Here is a 21,363-nt window from a genome sequence, read left to right on the forward strand (position 1 = left end):
TCGTATTGCTCACCCCCTCCAGAAAGGCTCAGGCCATGAGTGACACGCATGTGACCGCACCGACTCAGTACATCGAGGTTGACGGCGACCGGTTCGCCTACCGGCGCTGGGGCAAGCCCTCGGGCGTCCCGATCTTCCTGGTCCAGCACTTCCGCGGGGGGATGGACAACTGGGACCCGCTGCTCACCGACGGCCTGGCCGAAGGCCGTGAGGTCATCCTGTTCAACGGCCGCGGCATCGCCTCGTCATCGGGCACGCCGCGTAACCGGATGGAGGACATGGCCGACGACATCGCCGCGGTCATCCGGGCGCTGGGGCTGGAGCAGGTCGACCTGCTCGGCTTCTCGCTCGGCGGTTACCAGGTGCAGGAGGTCACGCTGCGCCATCCCCAGCTGGTGCGCAAGCTCCTCCTGCTCGGCACCGGCCTCCGAGGCGGCGACCCGACAAGTGACCCCCAGGTGCCTCAGTACGCCCTGAACCCGGTCCCCACCCTGGAGGACTTCCTCTTCCTGTTCTTCGGCCGCTCGGAAGCCGCGAAGCAAGCGGGCAAGGCCTTTTGGGAGCGCCGCCACCAGCGGGCCGACCAGGACCCGCCGAGCTCGCCCGCGGTCGCACAGGCGCAGTTCGAAGCGACCGTCGCCTACGCGGAACCGCTGCCGGGCGAGAACCCCTACGCCCACCTGAATGCGATCACCCAGCCGACGCTGGTCCTCAACGGCGAGAACGACGTGATGATCGCCTCGATCAACTCCTGGCACCTCGCCCAGAACATCCCCAACGCTCAGCTGCTGATCTACCCCGATGCCGGGCATGGAGCGCAGTTCCAGTATCCCGAGCGGTTCCTGAAGCACGCCATTCAGTTCCTCGACGAGTAACGTCTGCGGGGCTTCGGTGCAGTCGCTGACGCCTGGTCCGTGATGACGGGCCGCAGGCTCACCGGATCCCCGGAATGCGACACGCACACCTTCCCAGGCCATGGAGTCCTCTACGCCCCCGTGGTCGAAACGGAAGACAGTCCGGCCAACGGATCGTCGCCGATTTCGCCGGCTTGACCAGCTGCGCGAGAATCCGGCAGGCCGGACCCCGGCCGCCGGAGCGGCTGGCTGAGGTAGGCGCATCCTGCGTGATCGAGGGTGCGCCATCGCCCGGCTGCCGTGCCCGCTCCCACGGTGTCCACCACCGCGACCTTCCGGCCGGGACGGCTGATACGTGCCGCACGGGCGTGGAAGACGTGGGCGCCGGCCGCGCCGTCGGTGACCACGACGAAGAGCGCCTGAGTTCCAGCCACTGGGCGGCGATCCGCTCGATCGTGGTGTCCGGGTAGAGCCACTCGACGTCCTCGCTGCCGGCCTTGACGACGTGGGCGTCGCCGCTCCTTCCAGCGTGCCGCGGGCCGGTCTGCTGGGCGAGTCGGCCCGGGGGCGGCAGGGAGTGTCGCCGGACCAGTCCCAGAGGCTCCGCTCGCCGAGACGAGGGTCGTACAGGGCCCGACCGCCGGCGCCGAACTGCCCGAGCTCGGTCATCAGCGCAACGCCGGTCTGGATCTCGTCCGCTGTCCAGCCGGTGATTCCTTGATCATCGGTAGTCGGCTGCGCGCCACGCCCAGCGTCCTTTCGCACGCCAGGAGCCTGCGGGGGGGGCGGATTCAGGAGGGCCCGGGCGGCGCGGGCCTGCTGCGGTTGGGCAGTGGAAGAACGGTGTCGCCGCTGCGCAGTGCGTCGATTTCGAGAGCCAGCTGGCGGATGGCCTCCTCGTACAGAGCGAGGGTGCGGCGCAGGTCGGTGTTCTCCTTCCGTAGCCGGCTCAGGTTGGTTTCCGTATGTGCGTCGGATCCGGAGGGTTCCGTCTGCGTCGCAGACTGGGCCGGCGCCGGGATGCGGGGCCGGAAGTGCACGTCGATCAGGTCGGCGTAGTGCCGGTGGAAGGTGGCGTGCGGGATGTCCAGGAGCCGCTCGATCGCGGTCACGGTGGGGCTCCGTCCGCGGGCTGCTGCCTCGGCAAGGACGGTGTCGATGGCGGCTTTGACGGTCTCGGTGCCGGGCAGGGCGCGTTTCACTCGGCGATCTCCGGGGCGTGGCATGTGAGGAACGCAGCGGTGGCGCGGTGCCTTTCCTCCAGGCGGTGACGGACGTAGGGGGCGAGGCGGTCGCTGTCGGCGAGGGCGTCCTCCAGGCGGGCGAAGTGACCGGTGAGGGCCTGCAGGTTGGCGGGCGTGAGAGCGGTGTTGCGGCAGACCAGCGGTTTGCAGTCGGCCATGACCGGCTGATCGGCGGGGCCCTCGGACGTGCGGCACAGGGCACGGTCGGGGTTGTAGACGCAGGTGATGAAGGTGCCCGGGCACAGGCGGGTGTCGTGGCGGGCCAGGATGCGGCGCAGGCGGGCTTCGTCGGTGACAACCCGGCCGTCGAAGACGGTGTGGCGGGCGAGCTCGGCGAGCCGGGCTTCGGCTTCCTCTCCGGCGGGGCCCGTGAGGGACGGCCGGTCGCCTGGCCGATCTGCTGCGCAACCGTGAGCGTCTGGCCGCCTTCGCCAACGCCGACCCCTGGGCCAAGGCCGAGGCCACGCCATCGGACGACGAGATTGCCCGTGTCCGCCGCCTGGTTCAGCGGGTGCGCCAGGACCTCGATGAGCTCACCGACGAGGACCGGGCCCAGATTCGCGAGGCAGTCGCACTGGTCCGCCGCAGCCGCGGTGTCTCCCTGGGCATGCCGCGCGTCCGCCAGCCCTGCCCGACCTTCGCCCGGAGAGAACCGAATGACCAGCATGACCGACGGGCGGCGGGCCGACTCGGCCCGCCGCCGCGAACGCGTTCTCAAAGCCCTCGATGTCCTGCTGCGAAGCGACCAGGACATCACGGTCTCCGGCCTGGCCCGCGCGGCACGAGTGGACCGCACCTACCTCTACCGGCACCGCGACCTCCTCGAACGCGTCCACGCCGCCGCAGCCGCCCCACCAGAAGAAGGCCGGATTGCGACCGTCAGCCGGGCCTCGCTGCGGGCAGACCTGACCAACGCGCTGGAGCGAAACAGGCGGCTGGCAGTCCGGGTCCGGCAGCTGGAGAGGCGTCTCTCCGAGAGCCTCGGTGAAAGCGCATGGCAGGAATCCGGCCTTGGAGCGTCCGCCGACATCGACCAGCTTCAGCGTCGCATCACGTTGCTCGAACAAGACCTGGCCGACATAAGGGGCCAGCTCGATGAGCGGACCGAGGAACTCGATGCGGCGCGAGCGGCTAACCGGGAACTGACCCGGGCACTGAACCAGGCCCGCTGACGCCATCTACCGGCTCCGGCGCCCTAGCTCAGTGCCCGCTTCTGTGACCCGCCGCTCACCCGGAAACCGGCGCGACGTCTGCCGCTGATTCCCTGCAAGTCCGGCGTGTCGTCCCTACACCCCGCTCTACTCGACCGAGGGCTTGGACCATGTGGGAGAACCAGCTCGGCGTGCTCGGCCTTTTGCCGAACGCTCCCCGACTTGCACCTGACGTTGGCGTCAGGTTTTAGCGTGGCTGCTGTTGGCGCTCCGCAGCTCGCTGCGGACATCGCCTCCCTACGTCAATGATCTTCCGTGTCTGCTGTGAGCAGGTGCGACCGATACATGGAGTTCTCATGCGCGCAGCTGTCTACCGTTCGCTCGGCGGCCCGGACGTTGTCGAGGTCGCTGAGGTCGACAAGCCCGTTCCGGGCCTGCGCGAGATTCGCATCAAGGTTCAGGCGGCCGCACTCAATCCGGCCGATGCGGCGGCCTGGGGCGGGGTCTTCCCCGCTCCGCCGGAGGGGGCCGCCTATGGTCTCGGCTGGGATGTCGCCGGCGTTGTCGACGCCGTCGGGCCGGGTAGCCACTGGACGGCCGGGCAGAGCGTCATCGCGTTCAGTCACGGCCTGCCCCTGGGGCTGAACCGGGGGCAGGCCGAGTACATCGTGGTTCCTTCCCAGGCGATTGCCGAGGCGCCTGCGGGTGTCGACCCCGTCCACGCTGCCACCATCCCTCTCAACGGTCTGACCGCGGCCCAGTCCGTCGAACTGCTCGGCATCCAGGCGGGCCAGACCGTGCTCATCACCGGTGCGGAGGGGGCGGTCGGCGGCTACGCGGTGCAGCTGGCCAAGCGTCGGGGAGCTGTGGTCATCGCGACTGACCGCTCGCCCGACGGCGAGTTCGCGACCAAGGTGGCAGGCGCCGATGTGTACGTGCCGGCGTCGCAGACGCCGGCCGAGGACGTCCGCACGGTGCGTCCCGAAGGGGTTGACGCCGTGCTGGACACGGCCAGGCTGGGGCAGGCCGTCATCGGCGCGGTGGCGGACGGCGGCAGGTTCGTGACCACACGGCTTGACGCCTTGCCCCAGACCGAGCGGGGCATCCGGGTGCTGCTGACGCAGGTCGGCCCGGACGCAGCGATGCTCACGACGCTGTCCGATCTGGCCGCAGCGGGAGACCTGGCGCTGCGCGTGGCCGAGACCTACCCGCTGCAGGAAGCCGCGCAGGCTCACGCGCGCATGATCAAGGGCGGGCTCCAGGGGCGTGTCGTCCTCACCATGGAGTGAGCACGCACCCTCTCTACTCCTGTGACACGGCCGACCGGGGCGCAGTTCTGCACCCCGGTCGGCCGCGCCGTCCGTGGTGGGCCCGTGCCGTGGCGGACGAGGCGCCGGCTCGTACGACCCGGCGGACACGGTGAGGTCCGCCGGTGAATCGGCCTGCCGCACCCTGCTTGTGAGCAGGGTGCGGCAGGCCGATTCAGGCGGTACTGGGTATCGAATTAGGCGTTACCGGCGGCGACACCGGCGCGTATGGGGTGGCGGTGATGCGGGTGGTGCGGGTCTGTTGCCACAGCGATGATCTCGTCGAGGCGGGCGCGTACTGCCGTCAGATCGTTGATCTGACGGTCGATGCGGGCACGTTCGGTGATGAGGCTGTCGGTGAACCCGACGGGCGAGGGGCCCTCGTTCATACACCGCGGCAGGACCTCGCGGACGAGCCTGCTCGACAGGCCCGCGGCGTACAGCTGCTGGATCATCCTGACCCGCTCGACCGAGCCGTCCTGGTACTCCCGCTGTCCCCCGGCGGTACGAGTGGGGCCGAGCAGCCGCTGCTCCTCGTAGTAGCGCAGCGCCCGAACGCTCACTCCCGCCTGTTCGGCGACCTCTCCGATCCGCATGGCTGCTCCTTGCTGTTGCGTGTCCCACCAGAGCTGCATCTGACGTCAGCGTGAGGTTTGAGCGTAACTGATGTCGACGCTCTGGACCGGAGAGGGAGGGTCAGCGGCGGGCCAGGAGGGTGCGCAGGCGCGCGGTGTGCTCGTCGATGGCGTGGGGGCCGTTGCTGGTGAGCAAGCGGACGCCTTCCTCCCAGACGATCTTGACGGCGGCCGGGTTGGTGGTCGTCTGCACCTGGTAGCCGGCGTCCTTGAGGGCTTCGTCGATGAAGTAGCCCATCCGTACCTTCTTGCCGGGGATCTTGAGGTAGCCGCCGCTGAGGACGAAGAGTTCGGTGGACTTGGCGACCGTGGTCACGCGGGCGCCCTTGAAGGCGTGGTCGGGGTCGGTGACGACGGTGCCGTCGGGGCCCACCCGGTACTTGGCCGAGGCCATGGCGATGGGGGCGTGGCAGATCAGTGAGATCAGCACATGGTTCTCCCGCAGGGTGTGCAGGAGTTCGCCGAGCCAGGGATTGTCGACGAAGTCGACCATGGGAGCGTGACCGCCGGGCATGTGCGCGAAGTCGAACCCGCCCAGGTCGAAGGCGTCCTCGGCGTCACGGTGCCGGCGAACGAGCTGCTCGAGGGACAGGTAGGTGTGCTCCGGCAGGTCCTGCATCGACTTGATCAGCTCGTCACGCAGCACCACGACCTCCTTGTCGCTGTTGGGCAGCGCTTCGGAGACGGGCAGGCGGCCCAGGTGGTGGCGAGCCAGGGCGAGTTCGCTGTCCCGGCGGGCGACGAGTTCCGGCCGCTTGGCGCGGAAGGTGTCGACATCGAAGCGGAACGCCTGTGCCGCGGTGGCCGAGACCATTGCGGCGCCGGACCTGGCACCGGCGTGCATCGGCAGGCCCAGGCCGTTGATCTCCAGCTGCGGAACGAGTCCGCCGGGGGTGGCGAAGGTGAACTCGTAGTCGTCGCCGAATTCCCTGAGGACCTGCGCCATCTCGACCAGATAGAACCCGGTGGAAACGCCGGGGTGGCCCGCCGGCTCGGCGAGCGGCAGAACAGCGGCCGACGGGATGACGATCAGCGCTTTGGGCTTGGACGAAGTATTGGAGGTGTCCATGACATATCTTCTCTCGTTCTGTGGGCAGAGGGCGGGCGCCGGTTCGTGGCGTCGCACCCCCGGGGGCGCGCCAGTTGGTGGTCAGGTCGTGGTCGGCGTGTAGATCGTGGCGGGGTCGAGAGCGAGGTTCGCCTTGAACTGAGCGGAGAGGGCGTCGGCCAGGACTTCGGACTGCCCTGCCTCAACTCCGTCGAGCGCGGCCCTGATGACGTCGGCGGGGTCGTTCAGCTTGAACGGGAACGACAGCCCCCGGGCCAGGTCGGTGTCGGTCGGCCCCAGATACACACCGGTGACCAAGGTGCTCTGTGCGGAGAGTTCGAGGCGGACACTGTTGGTCAGGCTCCAGGCGGCGGCTTTGGCCGCGTGGTAGGCGCCCCAGTGCTCGGAAGGGAACCAGGAGGCCGCCGACAGGACGTTGACGATCGCCCCGCCGTCACCCGCCTTCAGGATCGGAGCGAAGGCCCGGATCATGCGCAACGGCCCGTAAAAGGCGGTGTTCATCTCCAGTTCGATCTGGTCCGGATCCCCGTTGACCAGATCGTTCATGGTGTTGATGCCGGCATTGTTCACCAGCAGCGTCACGTCCGTGGCGGCTGCCGCCGCAGCCGCCACTGAGGCCGGGTCGGTGATGTCGAGCGCGAGCACCTCCGCTCCCGGCAGGGTGACGCTCTCGGGGTTGCGTGCGGTGGCGTACACCTTGGCAGCCCCCCGCTCCAGCAGTTGTGTGACGAAGTGATGGCCGAGGCCGCGGTTCGCACCAGTGACGAGGGCGACGGAATTGGCGATCTGCATGTGGGGGAGAGTCCTTCTCGTAGGAATGCGTCGTCGGGGGCGCCCGGGAGAGCCCTTACATCGCCCACGCTAGAACCTCACGCTAACGTCAGGTGCAAGTCCTTCCGGGGTGAGACTCCGCAAGCAGACAGACATCGCTGCCTCGCGGTGGCATCCACGCGGGTGGGCGGGCGACCGACGACACCGGACTGGAGCCGGACCCAGTGGCCTCAGAGCCGGCCGGTCATCCCCAGGCGGCGGAACTGGACGATCCCGAGATGAGCACGTCCGTGTTCGATGCGGCTGGAGTGATGTCTCGACAGGCGCGCCCGACTTCCGGGACGTGCGGCAGCAACTGCAGCGACAGGAACGACCGACCCGTCGCCAGATCCCTCTTGCATGTTCTATGCCATACCCCAAAAGTTACCGACAGGTAGCCCGCCTGGCGGGCCACGTCGCCTTCGGAAGGGTGGTGGGCGGATGAGCCCGCGCAGGAGTGACAGCCGTGACCGGATGATCCTCAGCGCTGCCGCTCTGCTGCGTGAGTACGGGGCAAGCGCGACCAGCGTGGACCGGGTGCTCGCGCACAGCGGAGCCCCTCGGGGCTCGGTGTATCACCACTTCCCCGGCGGGCGGACGCAGCTCATCGACGAGGCGGTGGCACTGGCGGGGGACTTCATCTCGGGCCTGATCGACGCCGCCATGCAGGCGGACGACCCGGTGGAAGCCGTCGACGCGTTCTTCGCGCTGTGGCGCGACCGGCTCGTCGAGAGCGGCTTCCGGGCCGGCTGCCCGATCGTGGCGGTGGCCGTCGAGACCAACGACGACGCACCCCAGCTCGCCCGCTCCGCCGCGGCCGTCTTCGCCCGCTGGCAGGAGGCCCTCGCGGCCCTCTTCCTGCGGCACGGCCTGACCGAGGAACGCAGCCGGAGGCTCGGCGCCTTCATCATCGCCGCGGTCGAAGGCGCGGTGATCATGTGCCGGGCCGAGCAGAGCACCGCCCCGATCGAAGCAGCAGCCGCCGAGATCCACGACCTGCTCCGGTACACCTTGCGCGACCGCCCCGGCCCGGAACCCGGGCGGCCCCGGCCATAGCCCGCAGCCACTTCACCCCGTCAGTTCAGCCCGAAGGAGTCGCCATGCCCTCGCTCGACCGCCACGACAACGTCTTCGTCCTCGACCTCGGAGACGGTGAGAACCGTATCCACCCCGACTGGCTCACCGCCGTCGGTGCCGCGCTCGACGAGGTGGAGAAGGCGGACGGCCCCCGCGCCCTGGTCACCGCCGCCACCGGCAAGTTCTACTCCAACGGCCTCGACCTGGACTGGCTGTTCGCCCACGGCGACCAGTACGACGCCTACGTCGTCTCGGTCCACGAACTGTTCGCGCGGATGCTGTCGCTGCCGGTCATCACGGTGGCCGCACTGCAGGGGCACACCTTCGCCGCCGGCGCGATGTTCTCCCTCGCCCACGACTTCCGCGTGATGCGCGCCGACCGCGGCTACTGGTGCCTGCCCGAAGCGGACATCAACATCCCCTTCACCCCCGGCATGGCCGCCCTCATCCAGTCCCGGCTGGCGCCGCAGACCGCCCACGCGGCCATGCTCACTGCCCGCCGCTACGGCGGCGCCGATGCCGCGGCCGCCGGCATCGTCGACCAGGCGGTCAGCGAGGACGCCGTGCGCTCCACCGCGATCGAGATCGCCCAGGCACAGGTGAACAAGGCCGGCGAAACCCTCGGCACCATCAAGGCCCGCATGTACGGCCCCGCCCTGGCCACGCTGCGAGACACCACCAACCCCATGGGCTGACCTCACCGTCCGCCCGTGCCTACCCGCCGCCCCGCCCCCGGCAGCGGGCTCCCACGCCAACACCGTTGGCGGTGTTGACGAGGAGGAATCACATGACTGACCAGGCCGACACTGCCAGTTGGCACAAGACCGCGTGCATTCTGTGCGAGAACAACTGCGGCATCCAGATCCAGACCGACGGCCGCCGCTTCGCAAAGATCCGTGGCGACAAGGAACACGTCGCCACCAGCGGCTACACCTGCAACAAGGCCCTGCGTCTCGACCACTACCAGAACGGTGTGGAACGCCTGACCACGCCTCTGCGCCGAGAGACCGACGGCAGCTTCACCCCCATCGACTGGGACACCGCTGTACGCGAGATCTCCGCCCGGCTCAAGTCGGTGCGCGACACCCACGGCGGCAAGTCGATCTTCTTCTACGGCGGCGGAGGCCAGGGCAATCACCTCGGCGGCGCTTACAGCGGCGCCCTGATGGGAGCCCTGGGCGCTCGCTACCGCTCCAACCCCCTGGCCCAGGAGAAGACAGGCGAAAGCTTCGTCGACGCACACCTGACGGGCAGTCACACCGTCGGGGACTTCGAGAACGCCGAGGTCTCGATCTTCATCGGCAAGAACCCCTGGCAGACCCACGGGGTCTCCCGGGCCCGCACCGTGCTCAAGGACATCGCCAAGGACCCCGCCCGCACCATGATCGTCATTGATCCGGTGCGGACCGAGACCGCCGACCTCGCCGACATCCACCTGCAGCTGAGGCCCGGAACCGACGCCTGGTGCCTGTCCGGCATCCTCGGCGTCCTGGTCCAGGAGAACCTCGTCGACCACGCCTTCCTCGACACCCACACGACCGAGGCAGCAACCGTACTCGAGCAGCTGAAGGCTGTGGACGTCGCTCACTGTGCCGCCACATGCGGACTGGACGAGGAACTTCTGCGCACGACGGCCCGACGGGTTGCAACCGCCTCCAGTGTCTCGACGTACGAGGACCTGGGCGTTCAGCAGGGCCCCAACAGCACCCTCATCTCCTACCTCAACAAGCTGATCTGGCTGCTGACCGGCAACTTCGCCAAGCAGGGCGCGATGCAGCCGCACTCATGGGTCGCACCGCTCGGCCGCTACAGCACCCGCCCGCGCCGCACCCCCGTCACCGGCGCGCGGATGCCCGGCGGTCTGGTGCCCTGCAACGTCATCGCCGAGGAGATCCTCAACGACCATCCCGACCGGTTCCGGGCGATGGTCATCGAGTCCTCCAACCCGGCGCATTCCCTTGCCGACTCCGCCGCCTTCGCCAAGGCCCTCGACAAGCTCGACCTGGTCGTCGTCATCGACATCGCGCTGACCGAGACCGGGCGCCGGGCCGACTACGTACTGCCCGCCGCGTCCCAGTACGAGAAGTGGGAAGCGACCTTCTTCACCTTCGAGTTCCCGCACAACACCTTCCACCTGCGTGCCCCCGTTCTCGACCCGCTGCCCGGCACACTGACCGAACCCGAGATCTACGCCCGCCTGGTCCGGGAACTCGGTGCCGTCCCCCGCAGTCGCCTCTCCCTGCTCCGCGCCGCGGGCCGCCTCGGCCGCACCCCCTACAAACTTGCTTTCGCCGCCCTGGCTGTTGTCGACAAGAGCACCATCGCGATGGCCCCCTACCTGCTGTACGAAACCCTCGGCCCCACCTTGCCCAACGGGGCCCGCTCCGCCGCTGTGCTGTGGGCGCTCTGCCAGCGCATCGCCAAGGAGTACCCCAAGGCCATGCGCCGTGCCGGGCACGCCGACGCGGAAGCCCTGTTCGAAGCGATCCTCAAGGGCCGTTCCGGAGTCATCTTCACCGAGGACGAGTATGACGACGCCTGGGGCTACGTGCCTCATCCCGGCCACCGCATCCCGCTTCCCATCCCCGAACTGCTCGATCTGCACGCCGACCTGGACACCACTCCGGCCGTGCACACCACCGAGGAGTTCCCGATCGTCCTGGCCGCCGGACAGCGGCGCGCGTTCACCGCGAACACCATCATTCGCGACACCACCTGGCGCCTTCGCGACAAGAGCGGCACCCTGCGTATCAGCCCGCACGACGCTGAGCAGCTCGGTCTCGACAACGGGGCACCCGCCCGGATCACCACCGAGCGCGGCACCGCAAACGCCACCGTCGAGATCGACGACCGCATGCAGGCTGGGCACGCCGCCCTGCCCAACGGTTTCGGTCTCGATCTGCCCACCGGGGACGGCGGGACCGAACGCACCGGTGTCGCCCTCAACACCCTCACCGACCTGCGCAGGCGCGACCCCATCGCCGGCGTCCCCTGGCACAAGCACGTGCCCGCCCGCATCGAGGCTCTCCACGCCTGACCCTCCACACAGGCCAGGCCAAAACGTCCGCGGACCCCGCCGCAAGGGTTCGCTGACCAGGAACATTGCCGAAAAGATCACCGCCGACCCCCTGTGCACGCTCTGGCGGCGATTCACTGTCTGGGAGACCTGGTGTGGTGAGCTACCTTGCGGTCGCCTCCCGTGGCGTGTGCCCATCGGGGCGAAGCCTTCACTGCGTGCCGACAGGTGATTGACGACCTCGGCACGAGGTGCCGATCTGGGGGGCTCCACCTACGGTCCGATCAACGCCGCCGTGCGCCGCGTGCGGGCCGACGGCAGACGCGTCGCGCAGGCACGCCGCGCACCCTCAACCCTTCCTGCCAACCTCGGCGCACTGCTGGTCGGCAGCGAAACGTGGACCACGACCTGACCCCAAGCCCTTCTCCGCCCGCTTCCCTCGCCTCAGGAGCCATCCATGACCTATGTCATCGCCGAACCGTGCGTCGACGTCAAAGACAAGGCATGCATCGAAGAATGCCCTGTCGACTGCATCTACGAAGGCCCCCGGTCGCTGTACATCAACCCAGACGAATGCGTCGACTGCGGCGCCTGCGAGCCCGTCTGCCCGGTCGAAGCGATCTTCGTTGAGGAGGACCTGCCGTCTGAATGGACGGCGTACACGAAAGCCAACGCCGAGGTCTTCGACACCGCGCCCGGCGGAGCCGCGCAGCATGGTCCCCTCGACCGTGACCACCCCCTGATCGCCCAGCGTGACGAGATGGGATCCTGAACGATGCTCCGGGACAGTCACGGACGGGTGGCGACCGATCTCCGTGTCTCACTGACCGACCGCTGCAACCTTCGCTGCACCTACTGCATGCCGGCTGACGGCCTGGCATGGCTTCGATCCGAGTCGGTACTGACCGACGAAGAGGTGGTGCGACTGGTGAGCATCGCTGTCGAGCACCTGGGCGTGCGCGAGGTCCGCTTCACCGGCGGCGAACCCCTGCTGCGCCCAGGGCTGCCGGGCATCCTCGCGGCCGTCGCCGATCTAATGCCCCGTCCGGAAATCGCCCTCACCACCAACGCCGTCGGCCTCGAAAAGCTGGCCGACCCGCTATGTCGTGCAGGCCTCGACCGGATCAACGTGTCCCTCGACACGTTGGACGCAGAAGTCTTTCACCGTCTGACGCGTCGGCACCGGCATGCTGACGTTCTGGCAGGTCTGGCGGCCGCCGACGCCGCTGGCATCGCCCCGATCAAGGTCAACTCCGTACTCATGCGCGGAATCAACGACCATGAAGGACCCGAACTTCTGCGCTGGTGCCTGGCCAGAGGGTACGAGCTTCGGTTCATCGAACAGATGCCCCTGGACGGCGACCGCGCATGGAAGCGGGGCGACATGATCACCGCCGACGAGATCCTCGAGCGCCTCCGCAAAGACTTCAGGTTGACGCCGCAACCTCAAGACATCCGAGGCAGCGCCCCCGCCCAGACCTGGCTGGTCGACGGCGGTCCTGCCCGTGTCGGTGTCATCGCCAGCGTCACCGCGCCGTTCTGCCAGGCGTGCGACCGTACGCGACTGACCGCAGACGGGCAGGTGCGGGCCTGCCTCTTCTCCCGCAAGGAGTCCGACCTACGCGGCCCCCTGCGCTCAGGCGCCACGGACGAGGAAATCGCCACCCGGTGGCGGACCGCCATGTGGGGCAAGCAAGCGGGCGGCGCCATCGACGGAGACGCCTTCGAGCAACCCGCCCGCACGATGTCGGCCATCGGAGGCTGAGCAGTTGGCCCCGCCCTTCGTGGCGCACAGTTCCACGCACGCCGATCTCAACGTGCACGATGCTCCCCACCACGAGCACCGAGAAACTCATCACCAGTCGTCCGCCGTGACCTGGGATCAGGCGCGGGCCCACGCATCCTCCGCGGCCATGCCGTGCCCCGCTGTCCGCGTGGCGCTTGCAGACGCGCTGGGAGAGCGCCTCGCCCGACCGCTCACCGCGCTGAGCGCCATGGCGCAGGCCGGACGAGATGGACGGCTTCGGTGGACAGCGCCCCTGGAACGAGGTCTCCACCACCTGGCACCACTCCTCAATCATCCCGACGACGATGGCCCCGACCTGACACCGGTCCAGTGCGCCGCGATCCTGCCCCGCCTGCAAGAGATCGCCGACCAGCTGCAAGAGGGAAGCATCGACCCGCTCCTCCAACGGCACCTCGACGACGCCCGCCAGTTCGTGGTCGTCCTGCAGCTCTGCATCGAGAAGGACGTCGACCTCAAGGACACCGGCGCCTACGCAGAACGTCGCGGCACTCAGTTGCCATCAGCGACACCCCAACCAGCGGTAGCACCACAGCTGTTGCACTAGCTAGAGTTCGACCACGAGTGGCTGAGCTGTACAAACCCGAGGTGCACACCACTACTACAGCCTCACTCTCCCAGAGAAGTCGGGAGCCACTTCACCTCGCGTCGTGGCCCCATGTGCGACGTCTCGGCTGGCACTTGCCGCACCATCGTGCCGCCAGCCCCGCCCCGCCACGGCGACCACACCGAAGCCGCGCGCTGACGGATGGGATTGGCCCTGACGAGGTCCTGCTCGATCGCCCACAGGTAGAACTGGTTGACCGTGGACACCTCCCGGTCCCAACTCGTGTCTTCCAAACGAGGTCCACGCTCATCACGACGCCGCCACCACTCGAACGCCGCCCGGTCGTCCATGGACGCATCACGCCAGTCCCGCCTGCCTTGCGCGAACCACAGGATGTCGAAGTACGTGCGCAGGTCCCGGGCATGGGCGGCCTGTGTGTTCCACGGCGACGACGCCAGCCACACCGAGAAATACCGGTTCAGCGCCACGTCGTACACGCCCGCCGGGCTGATCAGGAACGGCTGCCCCTCGGGCACCCCCAGATCGTCCAACCCCTCACCGAGATCGGCGAACAGGGAGCTGAATTCCCGCATGAACGGGGTCTTTTCGCGCGGCCATGCCAGGTCTCGACGGGTGAAATGCGCTCGCCAACCGGTGATCGACATGACGCTGGACGATAGTCCGTGGACCGCTCAACAGCGCATAACCAGAGGCACGTGACAACAAGGCACGCGGGGCACGGGGCTCCGCAGACTGCCGCGGCCGCCGGCAGCCCTCGGATTCGAGGTCGGAGCAGAGGACGCCGTTGGACAACTCCCGTGTCCGTCATGAGCGTCGCGACACGCGAGCCGTCGATGTTGTTCCGCCCGACGCGGCGAGCATCTCTCGCCCCTGCCGTCGCGTCGTCGGCCCCGCGTGATCATGCCAGGAGGATGCCGTGTGGCCGGCCTGATCTCAGTTGCTGTCGGGCGTCATCGAGACCACGACCTTGCCGGCCTTGGTGCGACCTTGCTCGACGTACGCCATCGCCTCGAGCGTCTGATCGAACGGGAAGGTGCTGTCGATGACCGGGCGGAGCTTCCCGCTGTCGTAGAGGGCGCCGAGCTCGCGCAACTGGGAGCCATTGGCCTGCATGAAGAAGAACTTGTAGCGAACGCCCAGGGCCTTCGCCTGCTTGCGGATCTTGCGACTGAGCACGTTCATGACCAGCCCCAGGAAGGCGGGAGCGCCGAGCTGCCTGGCGAACCCGGCGTCCGGCGGGCCCACGACGCTGATGGCCAGGCCGCCGGGCTTCAGCACGGTCAGCGACTTCTCCAGGTTCGCCCCGCCCACGGCGTCCAGCACCAGGTCGTAGCCGGACAGCACCTTGGAGAAGTCCTCCTTGGTGTAGTCGACGACGACGTCGGCACCGAGGCTTCGGACCAGCTTCTCGGAATCAGTGCTCGCGGTCGTCGCCACGGTGGCACCGAGGTGTTTGGCGAGCTGGATGACCGTCGATCCGAGACCGCCGGCACCGGCGTGGACGAGCACCTTCTGACCCGGCTTCACATGGGCCTGGTCTACGAGGATCTGCCAGGCGGCCAGGGCCACCAGCGGCACCGCGGCCGCCTCCTGCGGGGTGAGCGAGGCCGGCTTGGGCGCGACGTCGTCCATGTCGATCGCGATGTACTCCGCGAAGCCTCCGATCCGCAGGTCGCGCGGACGGGCGTAGACCTCGTCGCCGACTTCGAGGCCGCGCACGGCGGAACCGACCCGCGTCACGACGCCGGCCACGTCATGACCGAGCACGAACGGAGGCTTGTACTTCAACAGCTGCTTGAACTCCCCGTTACGGACCATCTTGTCCAGCGGGTTGATGCTCGCGGCGCTCACCCTGACCAGAACATCGCGGTCACCGACGCTGGGCTCGGGTACCTCGGCGGCGCGCACGCCGTCCTTGCCGTACTTCTCGACGACAAATGCCTTCATGCCGGCCGCCTTTCCATGTGATCTTCTCGGTCGCCTGCGTGCTGGTCATGACGCTACTTGCTGAGTATAGAAAAGTAAACTCATGTCGGGTTAGAATCACCCCCATGGATGCGAGGACCGAAGCTCTTCAGGACGCCGGCATGGACACCCGACTCGACCGGGACGTGTCGAACTGCTCGATCGCCCGGACCCTCGAGGTCGTGGGTGAGAAGTGGACGATCCTGATCCTGCGCGAGGTCTGGTACGGCTCGTCCCGCTTCGGCGAGTTCGAACGTGTCCTCGGCTGTCCTCGCAACCTCCTCGCGGCGCGACTCCGGATGCTTGTGGAGGAAGGGATCCTGGCCACCGAGACCTACAAGGAGCCGGGTTCGCGGAGTCGGCCGAAGTATGTGATCACGCCCAAGGGTATGGATCTGGTCCCGGCCGTGATGGGGCTCCTGCAATGGGGTGACCGATACCGCGCCGACCCGGAGGGTCCGGCCATGCTGACGCGACACCGCGGATGCGGTGCGCCCGTCGATGCCCAGATCCGCTGCGAACGAGGTCATGCCGTGCATGCGGAGGACATCGAGAGTGTCCCCGGCCCCGCTTTCCGTATGAAGGCCGCTGAGTGAGCTGAGCGCGGTGGCGGCGGGAGTCCGGGTGGGCTCAGTCGGCCGGGGTGCGCTCACTCCGTCTGGCTCGGGCCTGGTGGAGGCGGACTTTGGTGCGGTTGCCGCAGCGGGACATCGAGCACCAGCGGCGGTTGTGGGCGGGGGAGCGGTCCAGGAAGCGCAGGGCGCACGTGTCCGCGCCGCACACGCGTACGCGCCGGATCTCGGTCGACAGGAGCAGGTCTACAGCGTCCTGGGCGATCAGTGCCAGCGCGGTCGCGGGATCAGGTGCCATGGTCGTGGTGCTGGCGGGCTCCAAGTGGCCGTCTTTGATGGCGATTTGCGGCGCCGGCCGGGGCGCCTCCGCTGCCGATTCGTTGAGCAGCACGACGTCGCTGGAGGAGGGCAGTCGGCCGTCGGAGACCGCGAGTACGGCCCGGTCGACCGCCTCGCGCAGCCGTCGGCCCGATGTCAGGACGGCGGCATCCACGGGATCCGGGATGCCCGGTGTGAGCAGTCCGGCCCGCTGAAGCCAGAGGGCGAGATCGCCCGGGTTCCGGAGCGTCTCCCCCGGCGTGGGTCGCCACCGGTGGCGGAGGGTGTTGGTGAAGTCCAGACAGACCCGCCCGCCGTCCCAGATCCACGTGTCGTCCGTTGCCACGCCTTCATTCTGCACGTTAGGTTTAACCCCCTAAGAGGGTTAGTTCGTGCCCGGGAGGCGCATCCATGGGACAGCCCACTGTGACCACAGGCGTGACGCAGGTGGACGGGGTCCGCCTGCACTACCTCCGAGCGGGATCCGGTCCTCTGCTCGTCCTGCTCCACGGCTGGCCGCAGACCTCCGACTGCTGGCAGCCGGTGCTGGCGGATCTTGCCGCCGACCACACCGTTGTGGCACCCGACCTGCGTGGCTACGGCCTGAGCGACAAGCCCTCGACCGGATACGACAAGCGGCGGATGGCCGCCGACATGGCGGGCCTCGTCGAAGCACTCGGCTTCGAGACGACCGCCGTCGTGGGTCACGACCGGGGCGCCCGCGTGGGGCACCGCTGGGCGCTGGACCGCCCCGAGCAGGTGGAACGGCTGGCTGTGCTCGACATCGTGCCGACCCGGGAGATGTTCCGCCGGCTGGACGCCTCGCTCGCCTCCGGGTACTGGCACTGGCTGTTCCAGATGCAGCCTGACCTTCCCGAGCGGCTCGTGGGGCACGACATACGCGGGTATCTCGAGTACTTCTTCGAGCGGTGGACCTATAACCGGCACGGGCTGACACCCGAAGCGGTCGACGGATATGTCCGAGCCTTCTCCCGCCCGGGTGCCATGCGCGCGAGTTTCGACGACTACCGCGCCATGGAGCAGGACGTCGCCCTCGACGACATCGACGCCGCCGAGGGCCGCCGCCTCACCATGCCGGTACTGGCGCTCTGGGGTTCCGCAGGGCTGGCCTCCCGCCTGCCGACGCTGGAGATCTGGCGCGCCTACGCGGACGACGTCACCGGAGCAGAAATCCCGGAGTGCGGCCACTTCATCCCGGAAGAGCAACCGGAGGCGCTGCTGGGCCATTTGCGGTCGTTCCTGGCCGACGAGGCGAGTCGGTGACCCTGCCACCGTGACGAGAGCGGCGCCCCTGCGGGTCCACAGTCTCACTGGCCGGCCGGGGCAAGTCGTCCGAGCAGCCTCCCGGACCGAGGGGCGGCCCAGTTGCTTCCGGTTGGGCCGCCACTCAGTCAGATCCTGGCCGAGACCGGGACACCCGCCGAAGCGTCCCCCGCGGCCGCGCTGTCGGATATGCGCTGCCTGGGCATCCAGGCTCGGCGCGCGGTGAATCTCAGGAAGCCGCGACGTGGGCAGCGCGCAAGGAGGCTTTGTCGATCTTCCCGACCGCGTTCTTCGCTATGGCCTCTACCACGAAGAACCCGGTCGGACGCTTGAAGCCGGTGAGGCTGCGCGCACAGAGCTCCCGCAGCGCAGTCAGATCGACGGTCACGCCTGGTCGCGGCTGTATGTAGGCCACGACCACCTCTCCCCACTTCACGTCGGGTACGCCGATCACGGCGGCTTCGAGCACCGACGGGTCGCCTGTGAGGACGTCCTCGATCTCCTTGGGGTAGATGTTCTCCCCACCACGGATGATCATGTCCTTCGAGCGCCCGACCAGGGTCAGATAGCCCTCGGCGTCGAGGTGACCCACATCGCCCGTGTGCAACCAGCCATCGACGATGACTCTGGCCGTTTCCTCAGGGCGGCCGAGATAGCCACGCATGACGTTGGGGCCCTTCACGAGGACCTCACCGTCCGTGCCCGGCCCCACCTCGGTACCTTCGGCGTCGACGATCCGAATCTCCTGGCCGGGGAAGGGAAGTCCCACGGTGCCGGCACGTCGCGGGCCCGCGACGGGGTTGATGGTGGACCCGCAGGTTCCTTCGGACAGGCCGTACCCCTCGACAAGAGGGAACCCGTACCGGGCTTCGAACCGGTTCAGCAACTCGGCGGAGGCAGGTGCGGCGCCACAGACTCCGAACCTCAGCGACGATGTGTCGGGCCGCACGTCGTCCGGGAGCGCAGCGAGCATGCCGTAGATCGTCGGCACGGCGCTGAAGAAGGTGGGGCGCTCCTGCTCGACGAGGTCGAAGAAGCTGCGTGGGTCGAACCGGCGGCCCGCGATGACGACGCTCGCGCCCGCGAGAAGAGGCGTGAGAATGCTGACCACGATGCCGTTGACGTGGAAGAGCGGCAGGATCAGCAGGCACCGGTCGGCGGGCCCGATGTCCAGGGACAAGCGGCCCATCTCCGTCATGGCGTCGATGTTGGCGTGATCCAGCATCACGCCCTTGGGCACCCCGGTGGTGCCGCTGGTGTAGATGAGAAGAGCCAGCGCGGACGAGTCCACATGCGGTGCGTGATCCGACCTCACCCCTTCCTTGTGCAGTGCGCCGACGGCGAGTACGGCAGTACCGTCCGTGACGGGCACCGCGCGGTCTTCGACCACCAGCAGACGCGCACCGGAGTCCTTGACCTGTCGGTCCACCTCGACGTCGGTCATGCTCGGGTTGACCGGCGTGATGGTGGCGCCGATCCGCCAGGCGGCGAACAACAGCAGCACGAACTCGATGCGGTTCGTCAGCTTGAGGGCCACGACATCGCCGGGACCGATGCCGAGGTCCTGGAGCTGACGCGCTGCCGCACGGACGCGGTCCAGCAACTGAGTGTTGGTGAGTGACTGGCGCCCGTCCGAGACCGCTGCCCCATCGGGGTCGAGAGCGGCGCGACGGTCGGGCAGTGAAGCGAAGTTCATGGCGGGCGTACCTATCTCGGTGTTGTGCGATCCGGTCAAGGAGTCGATGCCGGCGCGGGGTGCAACTGCCGGGTGAGGAACTCGATCTGGTCGCGGACCAGGGCCTCGAAGGTCTCGCCGGTGTAGAAGTCGAAGTGGCCGGCGTCGTACCTCTTGATCTCTCCCCGGGGTGCGGTGCGCGCGTACCGGAGGGTCTGGGCGGGAGGCGTGACGGAGTCGGTGTTGCTGACGCAGAAGAGGATCGGCATGGCGACCTTCTTCGCCGCACGCCCGGGCCGGTAGGTGGCGATGGTCGGAATGACCCGTGCCGCCACCTCGTTGCGGAACGTCGTCCCCGCCGGTTGCAGCGCCTGATATCCGGGCAGGGCGTCCGGAGCGTTCATGAGGGCCGGCGAACCGGGGGCGGAGGCGATGGGAACCATCGCCGGTGCCTTGCCGCGCACTCTGGCCGCCATGTCCCGGGCGAGCACGGGGGTCATCCTGAGCGAGGCGCCCGGGCCGAGCGCGAGCGCGGAGGCGAGACCATCGGTGAACGGGCACTGGGACACGGCCGCGCGCAGTTCGGGATGCCGAGAGGCGACGGTGATGGCGTGGCCTCCGCCGAAGGAGCTGCCCCACACCGCGATGCGGGAGCGGTCGATGTCAGGGCGGGCCTTGACGTAGGCGATGGCGGCGTCCCAGTCGGCGAGTTGACGCTTGATCGACAGGAGTTGGCGCGGGTGGCCGCCGCTGTCGCCGAAGTGCCGGTAGGTGAAGGCCACGGCGGCGATGCCGGCCTGAGCGAAACGCTCGGCGAAGGCGTCCAGGCGCATCTCGCGGGTGGCGCCCAGGCCGTGCCCGAGGATGACGACGGGCGGGGAGGTGACGCCGGTCGGGAGGTAGAGCCATCCGGCACAGGTGCTGTCGCCGGAGGGGAAGGTGATGTCGTGGCGGGTGAACGAGTGCGCAGTGGTCATCGTCTGCTCACCGCCGCGTCGTCTTCGTCGAGCGGTGCCCGGGCACGCTGCCCGAGGCAAGCGCCTGGGCGTAGGTGTCCGGGTTGTAGAGCGGGAGCTCGCCGGTGGCGTCTGTCGTCTTCATGTAGTCGAGCATCAGTTCCTGGCCGTCCTTCGACATGACTCTGGTGAAGAACTCGGCGCGTTCGACGTGGAGTCCGTCCTCCAGGGGCATCGAGCCGCCGAAGTACACCGACCTCTTGGCGGCCGCGACCGACCCCTTCGACCGCCGGCCGAAGTGCTCCGCGAGTTCGACCGCCTGCGCGACGACCTTGTCCTGGGGTACGACCTTGTCGACCGCCCCGTTGGCGAGCGCCTCCGCAGGCGTGAACGGCTTGCCTTCGAGGATCGCGGCCAAGGACCGGTGGGTGCCGATCAGGCGGGTCAGCCGCTGGGTGCCGCCTCCGCCCGGAATGATGCCGAGGAGGATTTCGGGCTGGCCGATGAAGAAGTCCCCGTCGGCCATGACCCGCAGATCGCATGCCCAGGCGAACTCGGCGCCGAGGCCGAGAGCCGAACCGTTGAGGGCGGCGACGAAGAGGACACCGCTGGCGTTCATCCGGAGGAAGGTCGTGTGCAGACGCTCCAGCTGGAGGGCCCCGCGCATCGGGGTCCTGCGCATCACGGGCCCGAGGAGACGGGACCGGTCCACGTGCTTGGCCATGCGTACGACGGCGGCGGCACCGCGCCGGCCGACCGTCGGGCTCGCGGCGCCCTCTTCCTGCAGCCACCGGACCGCGGCATGGCTGACGAACCGCTCGGGATGTGCCCCGGTGAAGACGACGGCACGGATGCTCGGATCGCGGTCGACCCGGTTCACCAGCTTGTCCAGCTGCTGGGCGATATCGAGGCCGAACAACTGGTGCGGGCCGCCGTCGACCCGGACGACAAGGACGGCTCCGCGGTCCTCGATCTCCAGATGACCCTTGTCTTTGTATGGCATGGATTCTGCTCCCGTGCTGAGTTCATGGGGGAGTGCAAAGCGAGTGAGGGAGGGG

The 21,363-nt window shown here is 68.5% G+C and carries 22 protein-coding genes; 11 read left to right on the forward strand and 11 right to left on the reverse strand.

Annotation, left to right across the window (positions count from 1 at the left end):
* Positions 1 to 35: 35 nt before the first annotated feature.
* Complete coding sequence (locus tag PBV52_RS50285) at positions 36 to 875, forward strand: alpha/beta fold hydrolase (RefSeq protein ID WP_030042941.1); 840 nt, start codon at positions 36 to 38, stop codon at positions 873 to 875.
* 770 nt (positions 876 to 1,645) lie between these two features.
* Here the strand turns inward: PBV52_RS50285 and PBV52_RS50290 are convergent.
* Positions 1,646 to 2,056, reverse strand: coding sequence for a hypothetical protein (locus PBV52_RS50290; protein ID WP_274249042.1), 411 nt, complete (start codon positions 2,054 to 2,056; stop codon positions 1,646 to 1,648).
* Positions 2,053 to 2,568 carry a hypothetical protein gene (locus PBV52_RS50295; protein WP_274249044.1) on the reverse strand — a complete coding sequence of 172 codons (516 nt, stop codon included), beginning with the start codon at positions 2,566 to 2,568 and terminating at the stop codon, positions 2,053 to 2,055. The genes PBV52_RS50290 and PBV52_RS50295 overlap by 4 nt, the downstream gene beginning before the upstream one ends.
* A gap of 186 nt (positions 2,569 to 2,754) precedes the next feature.
* Here PBV52_RS50295 and PBV52_RS50300 point away from each other — a divergent pair, with 186 nt between their 5' ends.
* Both PBV52_RS50300 and PBV52_RS50305 read left to right on the forward strand, forming a co-directional pair.
* On the forward strand, positions 2,755 to 3,270 hold the full coding sequence (locus PBV52_RS50300) for a DUF6262 family protein (protein WP_274249046.1): 516 nt from the start codon (positions 2,755 to 2,757) through the stop codon (positions 3,268 to 3,270).
* Positions 3,271 to 3,605: 335 nt separating this feature from the next.
* Positions 3,606 to 4,538, forward strand: a complete 933-nt coding sequence (locus PBV52_RS50305; RefSeq protein ID WP_274249048.1) for an NADP-dependent oxidoreductase — start codon at positions 3,606 to 3,608, stop codon at positions 4,536 to 4,538.
* A 215-nt stretch (positions 4,539 to 4,753) separates the two neighbouring features.
* Here PBV52_RS50305 and PBV52_RS50310 read toward each other — a convergent pair whose 3' ends face one another.
* The 3 genes from PBV52_RS50310 to PBV52_RS50320 all read right to left on the reverse strand — a co-directional run bounded on the left by PBV52_RS50310 (position 4,754) and on the right by PBV52_RS50320 (position 7,052).
* Positions 4,754 to 5,152, reverse strand: coding sequence for a MerR family transcriptional regulator (locus PBV52_RS50310; RefSeq protein WP_274249050.1), 399 nt, complete (start codon positions 5,150 to 5,152; stop codon positions 4,754 to 4,756).
* 100 nt (positions 5,153 to 5,252) lie between these two features.
* Positions 5,253 to 6,260 (reverse strand): hypothetical protein, encoded by a 1,008-nt coding sequence (locus PBV52_RS50315; protein ID WP_274249052.1) that lies wholly within the window; start codon positions 6,258 to 6,260, stop codon positions 5,253 to 5,255.
* An 81-nt stretch (positions 6,261 to 6,341) separates the two neighbouring features.
* On the reverse strand, positions 6,342 to 7,052 hold the full coding sequence (locus PBV52_RS50320; protein ID WP_274249054.1) for an SDR family oxidoreductase: 711 nt from the start codon (positions 7,050 to 7,052) through the stop codon (positions 6,342 to 6,344).
* 459 nt (positions 7,053 to 7,511) lie between these two features.
* Here PBV52_RS50320 and PBV52_RS50325 point away from each other — a divergent pair, with 459 nt between their 5' ends.
* From PBV52_RS50325 to PBV52_RS50350, 6 genes are all read left to right on the forward strand, one after another.
* Positions 7,512 to 8,126, forward strand: a complete 615-nt coding sequence (locus PBV52_RS50325) for a TetR/AcrR family transcriptional regulator (RefSeq protein ID WP_274249056.1) — start codon at positions 7,512 to 7,514, stop codon at positions 8,124 to 8,126.
* Positions 8,127 to 8,170: 44 nt separating this feature from the next.
* Positions 8,171 to 8,842, forward strand: coding sequence for an enoyl-CoA hydratase-related protein (locus PBV52_RS50330; RefSeq protein WP_274249059.1), 672 nt, complete (start codon positions 8,171 to 8,173; stop codon positions 8,840 to 8,842).
* Between the two features lie 92 nt (positions 8,843 to 8,934).
* Positions 8,935 to 11,184, forward strand: coding sequence for a molybdopterin-dependent oxidoreductase (locus PBV52_RS50335; RefSeq protein WP_274249061.1), 2,250 nt, complete (start codon positions 8,935 to 8,937; stop codon positions 11,182 to 11,184).
* Between the two features lie 436 nt (positions 11,185 to 11,620).
* Positions 11,621 to 11,935 carry a ferredoxin gene (gene fdxA / locus PBV52_RS50340; protein WP_274249063.1) on the forward strand — a complete coding sequence of 105 codons (315 nt, stop codon included), beginning with the start codon at positions 11,621 to 11,623 and terminating at the stop codon, positions 11,933 to 11,935.
* Positions 11,936 to 11,938: 3 nt separating this feature from the next.
* Positions 11,939 to 12,928 (forward strand): GTP 3',8-cyclase MoaA, encoded by a 990-nt coding sequence (gene moaA / locus PBV52_RS50345; RefSeq protein WP_274249065.1) that lies wholly within the window; start codon positions 11,939 to 11,941, stop codon positions 12,926 to 12,928.
* Positions 12,929 to 13,097: 169 nt separating this feature from the next.
* The gene (locus tag PBV52_RS50350) at positions 13,098 to 13,514 is read left to right on the forward strand and encodes a hypothetical protein (RefSeq protein ID WP_274249067.1); all 417 of its coding nucleotides are present in this window, start codon (positions 13,098 to 13,100) and stop codon (positions 13,512 to 13,514) included.
* A 62-nt stretch (positions 13,515 to 13,576) separates the two neighbouring features.
* Here the strand turns inward: PBV52_RS50350 and PBV52_RS50355 are convergent, their stop codons facing one another.
* Positions 13,577 to 14,179 carry a site-specific integrase gene (locus PBV52_RS50355; RefSeq protein ID WP_274249068.1) on the reverse strand — a complete coding sequence of 201 codons (603 nt, stop codon included), beginning with the start codon at positions 14,177 to 14,179 and terminating at the stop codon, positions 13,577 to 13,579.
* Between the two features lie 289 nt (positions 14,180 to 14,468).
* Complete coding sequence (locus tag PBV52_RS50360; protein ID WP_274249070.1) at positions 14,469 to 15,482, reverse strand: NADP-dependent oxidoreductase; 1,014 nt, start codon at positions 15,480 to 15,482, stop codon at positions 14,469 to 14,471.
* A 140-nt stretch (positions 15,483 to 15,622) separates the two neighbouring features.
* Here PBV52_RS50360 and PBV52_RS50365 point away from each other — a divergent pair, with 140 nt between their 5' ends.
* Complete coding sequence (locus PBV52_RS50365; protein ID WP_373922054.1) at positions 15,623 to 16,096, forward strand: winged helix-turn-helix transcriptional regulator; 474 nt, start codon at positions 15,623 to 15,625, stop codon at positions 16,094 to 16,096.
* Positions 16,097 to 16,130: 34 nt separating this feature from the next.
* On the opposite strand, the gene PBV52_RS50370 is transcribed toward PBV52_RS50365, so the two are convergent.
* Positions 16,131 to 16,736, reverse strand: a complete 606-nt coding sequence (locus tag PBV52_RS50370) for an ABATE domain-containing protein (protein ID WP_274249074.1) — start codon at positions 16,734 to 16,736, stop codon at positions 16,131 to 16,133.
* A 65-nt stretch (positions 16,737 to 16,801) separates the two neighbouring features.
* Between PBV52_RS50370 and PBV52_RS50375 the strand changes: the two genes are divergently transcribed.
* Positions 16,802 to 17,674: an alpha/beta fold hydrolase gene (locus PBV52_RS50375; protein WP_274249077.1), complete on the forward strand. Its 873-nt coding sequence runs from the start codon at positions 16,802 to 16,804 to the stop codon at positions 17,672 to 17,674.
* A 229-nt stretch (positions 17,675 to 17,903) separates the two neighbouring features.
* On the opposite strand, the gene PBV52_RS50380 is transcribed toward PBV52_RS50375, so the two are convergent.
* The 3 genes from PBV52_RS50380 to PBV52_RS50390 are packed head-to-tail and all read right to left on the reverse strand — an operon-like array spanning position 17,904 to position 21,308.
* The gene (locus tag PBV52_RS50380; RefSeq protein WP_274249079.1) at positions 17,904 to 19,370 is read right to left on the reverse strand and encodes a class I adenylate-forming enzyme family protein; all 1,467 of its coding nucleotides are present in this window, start codon (positions 19,368 to 19,370) and stop codon (positions 17,904 to 17,906) included.
* Positions 19,371 to 19,405: 35 nt separating this feature from the next.
* Positions 19,406 to 20,326, reverse strand: coding sequence for an alpha/beta hydrolase (locus PBV52_RS50385; protein ID WP_274249081.1), 921 nt, complete (start codon positions 20,324 to 20,326; stop codon positions 19,406 to 19,408).
* 7 nt (positions 20,327 to 20,333) lie between these two features.
* The gene (locus PBV52_RS50390; protein ID WP_274249083.1) at positions 20,334 to 21,308 is read right to left on the reverse strand and encodes an enoyl-CoA hydratase/isomerase family protein; all 975 of its coding nucleotides are present in this window, start codon (positions 21,306 to 21,308) and stop codon (positions 20,334 to 20,336) included.
* Between the last annotated feature and the right edge of the window lie 55 nt (positions 21,309 to 21,363).

Source organism: Streptomyces sp. T12 (assembly GCF_028736035.1).
Taxonomy (GTDB): Bacteria; Actinomycetota; Actinomycetes; order Streptomycetales; family Streptomycetaceae; genus Streptomyces.

Coding starts and splice junctions, on each gene's coding strand:
- PBV52_RS50285 (WP_030042941.1), top strand. CDS start 36: ATGAGTGACACGCATGTGACCGCACCGACTCAGTACATCGAGGTTGAC.
- PBV52_RS50295 (WP_274249044.1), bottom strand. CDS start 2,568: ATGGCGTGGCCTCGGCCTTGGCCCAGGGGTCGGCGTTGGCGAAGGCGG.
- PBV52_RS50300 (WP_274249046.1), top strand. CDS start 2,755: ATGACCAGCATGACCGACGGGCGGCGGGCCGACTCGGCCCGCCGCCGC.
- PBV52_RS50305 (WP_274249048.1), top strand. CDS start 3,606: ATGCGCGCAGCTGTCTACCGTTCGCTCGGCGGCCCGGACGTTGTCGAG.
- PBV52_RS50310 (WP_274249050.1), bottom strand. CDS start 5,152: ATGCGGATCGGAGAGGTCGCCGAACAGGCGGGAGTGAGCGTTCGGGCG.
- PBV52_RS50315 (WP_274249052.1), bottom strand. CDS start 6,260: ATGGACACCTCCAATACTTCGTCCAAGCCCAAAGCGCTGATCGTCATC.
- PBV52_RS50320 (WP_274249054.1), bottom strand. CDS start 7,052: ATGCAGATCGCCAATTCCGTCGCCCTCGTCACTGGTGCGAACCGCGGC.
- PBV52_RS50325 (WP_274249056.1), top strand. CDS start 7,512: ATGAGCCCGCGCAGGAGTGACAGCCGTGACCGGATGATCCTCAGCGCT.
- PBV52_RS50330 (WP_274249059.1), top strand. CDS start 8,171: ATGCCCTCGCTCGACCGCCACGACAACGTCTTCGTCCTCGACCTCGGA.
- PBV52_RS50335 (WP_274249061.1), top strand. CDS start 8,935: ATGACTGACCAGGCCGACACTGCCAGTTGGCACAAGACCGCGTGCATT.
- fdxA (WP_274249063.1), top strand. CDS start 11,621: ATGACCTATGTCATCGCCGAACCGTGCGTCGACGTCAAAGACAAGGCA.
- moaA (WP_274249065.1), top strand. CDS start 11,939: ATGCTCCGGGACAGTCACGGACGGGTGGCGACCGATCTCCGTGTCTCA.
- PBV52_RS50355 (WP_274249068.1), bottom strand. CDS start 14,179: ATGTCGATCACCGGTTGGCGAGCGCATTTCACCCGTCGAGACCTGGCA.
- PBV52_RS50360 (WP_274249070.1), bottom strand. CDS start 15,482: ATGAAGGCATTTGTCGTCGAGAAGTACGGCAAGGACGGCGTGCGCGCC.
- PBV52_RS50365 (WP_373922054.1), top strand. CDS start 15,623: ATGGACACCCGACTCGACCGGGACGTGTCGAACTGCTCGATCGCCCGG.
- PBV52_RS50375 (WP_274249077.1), top strand. CDS start 16,802: ATGGGACAGCCCACTGTGACCACAGGCGTGACGCAGGTGGACGGGGTC.
- PBV52_RS50380 (WP_274249079.1), bottom strand. CDS start 19,370: ATGAACTTCGCTTCACTGCCCGACCGTCGCGCCGCTCTCGACCCCGAT.
- PBV52_RS50385 (WP_274249081.1), bottom strand. CDS start 20,326: ATGACCACTGCGCACTCGTTCACCCGCCACGACATCACCTTCCCCTCC.
- PBV52_RS50390 (WP_274249083.1), bottom strand. CDS start 21,308: ATGCCATACAAAGACAAGGGTCATCTGGAGATCGAGGACCGCGGAGCC.